The organism is Caballeronia sp. (genome assembly GCF_049581465.1).
Lineage (GTDB): Bacteria > Pseudomonadota > Gammaproteobacteria > Burkholderiales > Burkholderiaceae > Caballeronia.
The window spans coordinates 1-6,700 of the sequence record NZ_JBAUSA010000703.1; the positions used below are offsets into that span (position 1 = coordinate 1).

At 60.1% G+C, this 6,700-nt stretch carries 5 protein-coding genes and 1 pseudogene; 4 read left to right on the top strand and 2 right to left on the bottom strand.

The window, feature by feature from the left end; genetic code table 11:
- Positions 1-417 precede the first annotated feature (417 nt).
- The 3 genes from WCA53_RS17255 to WCA53_RS17265 are packed head-to-tail and all read left to right on the top strand — an operon-like array spanning position 418 to position 4,101.
- Positions 418-1,710 (top strand): LssY C-terminal domain-containing protein, encoded by a 1,293-nt coding sequence (locus tag WCA53_RS17255; RefSeq protein ID WP_423912984.1) that lies wholly within the window; start codon positions 418-420, stop codon positions 1,708-1,710.
- On the top strand, positions 1,707-2,960 hold the full coding sequence (locus WCA53_RS17260) for an LssY C-terminal domain-containing protein (RefSeq protein WP_423912987.1): 1,254 nt from the start codon (positions 1,707-1,709) through the stop codon (positions 2,958-2,960). Before WCA53_RS17255 ends, WCA53_RS17260 begins: the two co-directional genes overlap by 4 nt.
- Entirely contained in the window at positions 2,947-4,101 is a 1,155-nt protein-coding gene (locus WCA53_RS17265; RefSeq protein WP_423912991.1) for a hypothetical protein, read from the top strand. Before WCA53_RS17260 ends, WCA53_RS17265 begins: the two co-directional genes overlap by 14 nt.
- Before the next feature lie 21 nt (positions 4,102-4,122).
- Here WCA53_RS17265 and WCA53_RS17270 read toward each other — a convergent pair.
- Positions 4,123-5,178 (bottom strand): annotated as a pseudogene (locus WCA53_RS17270) (AMP-binding protein); the annotation flags it as partial.
- Positions 5,124-5,627 carry an AraC family transcriptional regulator ligand-binding domain-containing protein gene (locus tag WCA53_RS17275; protein ID WP_423912995.1) on the bottom strand — a complete coding sequence of 168 codons (504 nt, stop codon included), beginning with the start codon at positions 5,625-5,627 and terminating at the stop codon, positions 5,124-5,126. The gene WCA53_RS17275 and the pseudogene WCA53_RS17270, both read right to left, overlap by 55 nt.
- Here WCA53_RS17275 and WCA53_RS17280 point away from each other — a divergent pair.
- Positions 5,562-6,548 carry an alpha/beta fold hydrolase gene (locus WCA53_RS17280; RefSeq protein ID WP_423912998.1) on the top strand — a complete coding sequence of 329 codons (987 nt, stop codon included), beginning with the start codon at positions 5,562-5,564 and terminating at the stop codon, positions 6,546-6,548. The genes WCA53_RS17275 and WCA53_RS17280 overlap by 66 nt on opposite strands.
- Positions 6,549-6,700 lie beyond the last annotated feature (152 nt).

A 6,700-nucleotide genomic window follows, 5' to 3' on the forward strand; every position in this document is an offset into this window, starting at 1 on the left:
GGCGCCTCCGCCGTCGTACGACAGGCCTCAGGAGGTTCTTGGGTGGGTTTCCGCGGCGCCGACAGCAACGCGAGCAGCACCATCAATCAGTGCCTGTAACCGAGATTCAGGCTGGCTTGGACAATGGGTGTCAAGAAGTTCCAGCTGGCCTGGGTGTTTGAGAACGAGAGCGCGCGGGACGATTTCATCACGTCCGGGTGGACGTTCGGTGGGCGGGCGAGTGCTGCGGCGAAAACCGGTGACGCGGGCGGCGCATACCAGGGAGCCGTAGCCGTGGGGGCCTGGCATCCGGCTCTATCAGATTACCGATACAGGCTTGGCGCTCGAACTTACCGCTAAAGGGACGAAGTATTACAAGGACAGGGACCTGAACTGAGGTTGAGCGCACAGGTGTGAACCAATGCGTTCTATTTGCAAATGGCGACTTCTATCGTGAATCGACTGCTTGCGGCAGTTGTCGTCGCCTGCGTCCTGTCTGGTTGTGCCGCAACGCCGCCTTCGGCGGGTGGACTCGCTTATAAAAGCCGCGCTGTGACACGCACTAGCGGCGGGGTGCGGGTGTCGACAGCGGTGCTTTCGGCTGAAGAAAGCGAGGCGGTCTATGGTGTGCCGCTCGCGAAAAAAACGATCCAGCCCGTATGGATAGAGGTCCAGAACGACGACACCCACAGCTATTTCCTGATGTCGCCGGGCCTTGACCCAAATTTCTTTCCTGCTTCCGAAGCGGCCGAGGCGTTTGTCCACGACGATTCGCCTGGCGAGAGGGACGCACTTTACCGGCGCTTCCGCCGGCTTGCGTTTCACAACCCCGTGCCATCCGGCCAGATCGTATCGGGGTTCGTGCTGGCAAACCTCAGCGAGGGCGTGAAACTCGTCCAGCTCGATCTGATTGCGAACGAGCAGGCGCGGACATTCTCGATCCTCATCGTCGTGCCTGGCTTCTATGCCGATTACCACGTAAGCGAAGTTTTTCGGCGCGACGTTTATCAGCCGGACCAGATTGTGAACTATACCGATGACGACGCATTCCGCGTCGCGCTCGAAGCTCTCCCGTGTTGTGCAACGAATAAGGACGGTTCGAAGAACGGCGATCCACTCAATCTGATTATCGTGGGCGGCCTTGACGACGCCTTTCCGGCACTCGTGCGTCGCGGGTGGAGCCCGACCGAGCAAAGGTGGTCAGGCGCGATCATGAAGGTGATAACTTCCGCGCTCTCAGGTGAGCGTTACGTCAACGCGCCGGTGAGCGATCTTTACCTGTTTGGCCGACCGCAGGACCTCGCGTTGCAGAAAGCACGCGACACGATTCATCAGCGCAATCATTTGCGACTCTGGCTAAGCCCCATGCGCTACCACGACAAGCCCGTGTGGGTGGGTCAGATCAGCCGGGATATCGGCATCCGTTTCACGTTTCACTCGCCCACGCTCACAACCCACAAGATCGATCCGGACGTCGACGAGGCGCGCACGGCGCTAACGGAGGACATGGCCTATTCCCAGAACCTCGCAAAGATCGGATCGGTAAAGGGAGTAGGCGCCGCCCCGCAAAGTGCCCCGCGCGAAAATCTGACGACCGATCCGTACTACACCGATGGATATCGTCAGGTACTCATATTTGACCGCTATCCCTCCTCGCTTTCAGAGATCGAATTCTTCCCTTCGGAGGCGGGAGCCGGAAGCATTAGCGTGCCCCTGGGAGAACAACGATGAGCAGGCTGTCATCGTTAGAACGCGCATTGAAAAATGCCGCCGGCGCGGCTGTCCTCTTGCTCGCTTGCGCCGGCTGCGTTACATGGTCAGCCCCTGGCAGCATCAACGATGCGCCGCTACGTGAACGGGCGGTCAGCGCTACACGGCAGGATGTGCGGGTGAGCGTGGCGGTGCTGGGATCTGATGACAGTAAGCGCATGCTCGGCGCCGACATCAACAAGATCAACATGCAGCCGTTATGGATCGAAGTTCAGAACCAGACTTCCCAACCGTTGTGGTTATTGCAGTCAGGAACCGATCCGGATTATTTTTCGCCACTCGAAGTCGCATGGTCCTTGCACACGCTTGTCGGGGGAGCCACGAATGCGAGCATCGACAATTACTTCGACACCCTAAAGTTCAAGAACCCGATCCCGCCGGGCGGCACGCGCGCCGGGTTTCTGTTCACGAACCCAGATCGGGATCCCAAGCTGGTGAATATCGATCTGTTCGGGGCGAGGACGCTCATTCCCTTCACACTCTTTGTGAGCGTGCCCGACGACATCCCGGACCCTCGCTTCGCGCTAACGCTGTTCCAGTATCCTGATTCAGTGGTCACCGACTGCCACGACCTCGCTTCGCTACGTGCCGCGCTCGAACGATTGCCATGTTGTGCGAGCGATGAGCACGCAACGACCAGCGCGGATCCGCTGAATGTCGTCGTCGTAGGGAGACTTGAAGACATTGGGGCGGCGATGGTGCGACGCAATTATCACCGCGACTTGCGCGAGGACGATCTCGCGCAATGGGTCTTCGGACGCAAACCGGACGTCGTCCTGCGCAGGGAGGAGCAAGCTGGCGCGCCCGCGACGTCAATACGCGCATGGCTCGCGCCCATTCGTTTCAACGACGATAGCGTGTATGTGGCACAGGTCGGGCGGCCGGTCGGTGGCCGCTTTGAGCGCCGGGGCAAGACAGACGACGTGCTGTACGAAGACGTCGATGAGACAAGAAATTTTCTTGTCCAGGACATGATGTATTCGGGCGGTCTGGAAAAACTGGGTTTCGCAAATGGCGTCGGTCCAGCACCGCAGGCGCATCCCCGGACAACGCTCAACGGTGCGTATTACTTCACCGACGGGTTGCGTGCAGTCATGTTTTTCGCGACACGACCGCTGAGTTTTTCGACAGTGGAATTTCTCGACTGGGCGCCTTACCTGGAAGGGCGTGGGCCGGCTGCAAGTGAGGAGAATGGCGATGCGGGCAAGTAACCCGGTCACGCGGGCTCACGGCAGCGATGCTGAGCAATCCATCCGGCGTCTGCGTGTGTCGTGGTATCGCGCCATCCAGTGCGCTCTTGTCGCGACCTGTCTCACACTTGCGGCCTGCGCTACGAAACCGCTCGTTCCCTATTCGGCCGACACGCCTCCGCTCGTTCTCGTTCCGACATTTCAGGCGGGCGTCCTGGACAAGCGAGCGCGATTCCGCGAGATCTTTTGTGCGGTGCTGGAAGCCCGTGGCTCGACGCTTCCTGATTACCGTCCCTGCGAAGACGCACTGACACGCGTCGGCGCCGAGCCTGCTGGCACCCACATGCCCGTCGATCTGGGGCCATCCAGGCGGCATCTTATTGCGGTCGTGGTGCCAGGCATCGGGTACGACTGCTTCAAGGCGTGGCTCAATTCGCCTGGCACCGTCACTAAGCACGTTCAGCAATTTGGATACGACGCGATCATGCTTGATGTCAGCGGGTTGTCGAGTTCCGCGCACAACGCACGCCAGATTCGCGACGCCATCATGGCCATGCAACTACCCACAGACCCATCGCGGCTCGTGCTGGTCGGTTATTCCAAGGGTGCTCCGGACATCCTGGAGGCGGTGGTCGCGTATCCGGAGATCCGTAGCCGCGTGGCGGCGGTAGTCACCGTAGCCGGAGCGGTCGGCGGTTCGCCGCTCGCCAACGACGCCGAGCAATACCAGGCGGACCTGCTGAAGAACTTCCCCGGCGCGACCTGCACCTCGGGAGACGGAGGGGCAGTGCAAAGCTTGCGACCCGAAACGCGCAAGGCGTGGATGGCGCAGAACCCGCTTCCCCCCGAACTGCGCTACTACTCGCTCGTGACGTTTCCTGAGCCCAAGCGCATTTCGTCGATCCTCAAATCGAGCTACGACAAACTATCGCGCGTCGATGCGCGCAACGACAGCCAAGTGATCTTCTATGATCAGGTCGTGCCCGGAAGCACCCTCGTGGGCTACGTCAATGCTGACCACTGGGCGCTGGCTGTGCCCGTTGCCCGAACCCATACGACGATCGGCCCCCTGTTCGTCACGCAGAACGCCTACCCGCGCGAGGCGCTGACGGAGGCGCTTCTGCGCTTTGTGGAGGAAGACCTCGCTACACCGTCAAAGTGATACGGCGCACGCCTGGAACGCTTAGTTCGCAACCCTGGCCATCAGATGATCGCCAAACTGCTCTCGCAGACGGTTTTTCTGGATCTTGCCCGTAGCGCCCAATGGGATCGCGTCGACGAAGATCACATCATCAGGAGTCCACCATTTCGCGATCTTGCCCTCATAAAAAGCGAGCAGTTCTTCCCGCGTCAGTTCTGCTTGCGGTTTCCTGACGACGATCAGCAATGGACGCTCGTCCCACTTCGCGTGTTTCGCGGCAATGCATGCTGCCTGAGAGACTGCCGGGTGCGCCATCGCGATATTCTCAAGGTCGATTGAGCCAATCCACTCGCCCCCAGACTTGATGACGTCCTTGCTGCGATCGGTGATTTGCATGAAGCCATCCGCATCGATGGTCGCAACGTCGCCGGTCGGGAACCATCCTTGGCCTTCGTCATCGAACTGCAGCGGACTATCCCCTTCATTCCTGAAATAGTCGCACACCACCGTTGGCCCACGCACCAGCAGGTCACCAGAAGTCGCGCCGTCCCAGGGCAACTCCATGCCGTCAGCGCCAAGGATTTTCATGTCGACGCCAAACACCACACGGCCTTGTTTGGATTGCACGGCATGACGCTCTTCCCAGGACATCTTGATATGCCTGGCCTTCATGGTGCCGATGGTTCCCATAGGGCTCAGTTCAGTCATCCCCCAGGCGTGCAATACGGCTACGCCGTATGTTTCCTCGAACTTGCGCAGCATGGCCGGGGTACAGGCCGCGCCACCAATGATGGTGCGTCTCATGCTTGAGAATGACTGGTCTGTTTCCTCAACATGACTAAGCAAGCCTTGCCAGACAGTCGGAACGCCAGCGGAGAGCGTAACCTGCTCGGCTTCGAGCAGTTCATACAGCGATTTGCCGTCCAGAGCCGGCCCGGGGAATACAAGTTTGGCCCCGACCATGCACGCGATGTACGGGAGTCCCCAGGCATTGACGTGAAACATCGGCACAACGGGCAGGATCACGTCGCGCGCTGAACAGTTCAGGGCATCAGGCAGCGCCGCCGCATAACTGTGCAGCATCGACGAGCGATGGCTGGGCTTCTCGTTTCCGCGAGCAACAATCCGAAGGCCTCCTGACCGGACAGGCGTGCCGTTTCCTCCAGCAGCCACCCCACCGAATCGGCACTGATCATCAGATTGGGATCGTCGAGGACCGTGGCCGGCAGCCTGGCCATCTGCAGCATACGAAACGGATCGAGCCCCACTGAACGGGCAACGTGTTCATAGTCGGTAAGGCTGGCACTTCGCGTCAGGGTATGCACCGACTGTCCCAATTTCACAAGAGTATGTCCTGACAAGCTTAGTACGGAAAAGCTTGTCAGGCTACTTTGGAGGCTAGGAATTTCAAAAGATGGAGGTAGACGATGGACAAGAGAGTTGCAACGCGTATCGGCCATGCGCGCGCCGCATTGGGGCAAGTGGATGCCGACAACCCCGCCGCATTCAACCACTGCTTTGCCGAAGTCAACGGCATTCGCATGCATTACATCGACGAGGGGGAGGGCCCGCTCGTCATTCTGCTGCACGGATTTCCCTACCTCTGGTACATGTGGCGGCGCCAGATCGGGGCGTTGGCCGAGGCCGGCTTTCGGGTCGTCGTCCCCGATCAACGGGGATTTGGGCAAACCGATCGGCCAGATGCGATTGAAGCCTACGACATGAGTCAGTCCGTCGGAGACATGGTCGGCTTGATGGCGGCCCTGGGTGAAACGTCCGCGGTGATCGTCGGACACGACCTGGGCGCCTGGGTGGCTCAAGCGGCGGCCATGCTGAGGCCGGATCTGTTCCGTGGCCTCGTGATGCTCAATACCCCGGTGCCGCCGCGCGGAAAGATCAAGCCGACCGTCGGCTTGCAGGAAATGGCGAAAGGCCGGGTGTACCACCACCTGTACTTCCAGCAGATCGATAAGCCGGATCGCGAGTTTGCCAGCGATCCGCGCAAGACATTGCGCAGCGTCTTCTACTCGGTCTCCGGTAGCGCCGTCGGCGCCGAACGCTGGCGCCTGTTCGTCGAAGCCGGCGAGCCCATTCTCAACGCCTTCACTGAGCCGAAGGAGTTCCCGTCATGGTTGAGCGCACGGGCGATCGACTACTACGTCGACGAATACACGCGCACGGGATTTACCGGCGCCATTAACTACTACCGCTGTCGCGACCGGAACTGGGAAATCACCGCGTTTCTGGACGGTGCGGTGGTTCGCCAGCCGAGTCTGTTCATCGGTGGCGCGGCCGACCCTTCCCTCGAACCGGTCGAAATCCGCGGTATCTACGACCGGCTCGACACTTATCTGCCCGGACTTCAGAAGAAGGTCCTGTTACCGGGCGTGGGGCATGCTGCGGCGGAAGAGAGCGTCGATCAGGTTAACGAATTGCTGCTGGAATTTCTCGGGCAGTTCGAGCGGTAGTGTCCAGGTTGTTCGGCTGCGATGCCCAGATCGGGGCGTCCAGCGACATGGCTGCTTGAGCACAGGGCAGGTTTTACTTTCCCTGAAAGCCCCCAGGATGAATGAGCGGCCGTAGGAAAGCCAGGCACTCGCCGCCGCGGACGCCAGAGCTA

Excerpts from the sequence above, each read along its gene's own strand:
- WCA53_RS17255 (WP_423912984.1), top strand. The coding sequence starts at position 418 with ATGGCGACTTCTATCGTGAATCGACTGCTTGCGGCAGTTGTCGTCGCC.
- WCA53_RS17260 (WP_423912987.1), top strand. The coding sequence starts at position 1,707 with ATGAGCAGGCTGTCATCGTTAGAACGCGCATTGAAAAATGCCGCCGGC.
- WCA53_RS17265 (WP_423912991.1), top strand. The coding sequence starts at position 2,947 with ATGCGGGCAAGTAACCCGGTCACGCGGGCTCACGGCAGCGATGCTGAG.
- WCA53_RS17275 (WP_423912995.1), bottom strand. The coding sequence starts at position 5,627 with ATGCATGCGAATGCCGTTGACTTCGGCAAAGCAGTGGTTGAATGCGGC.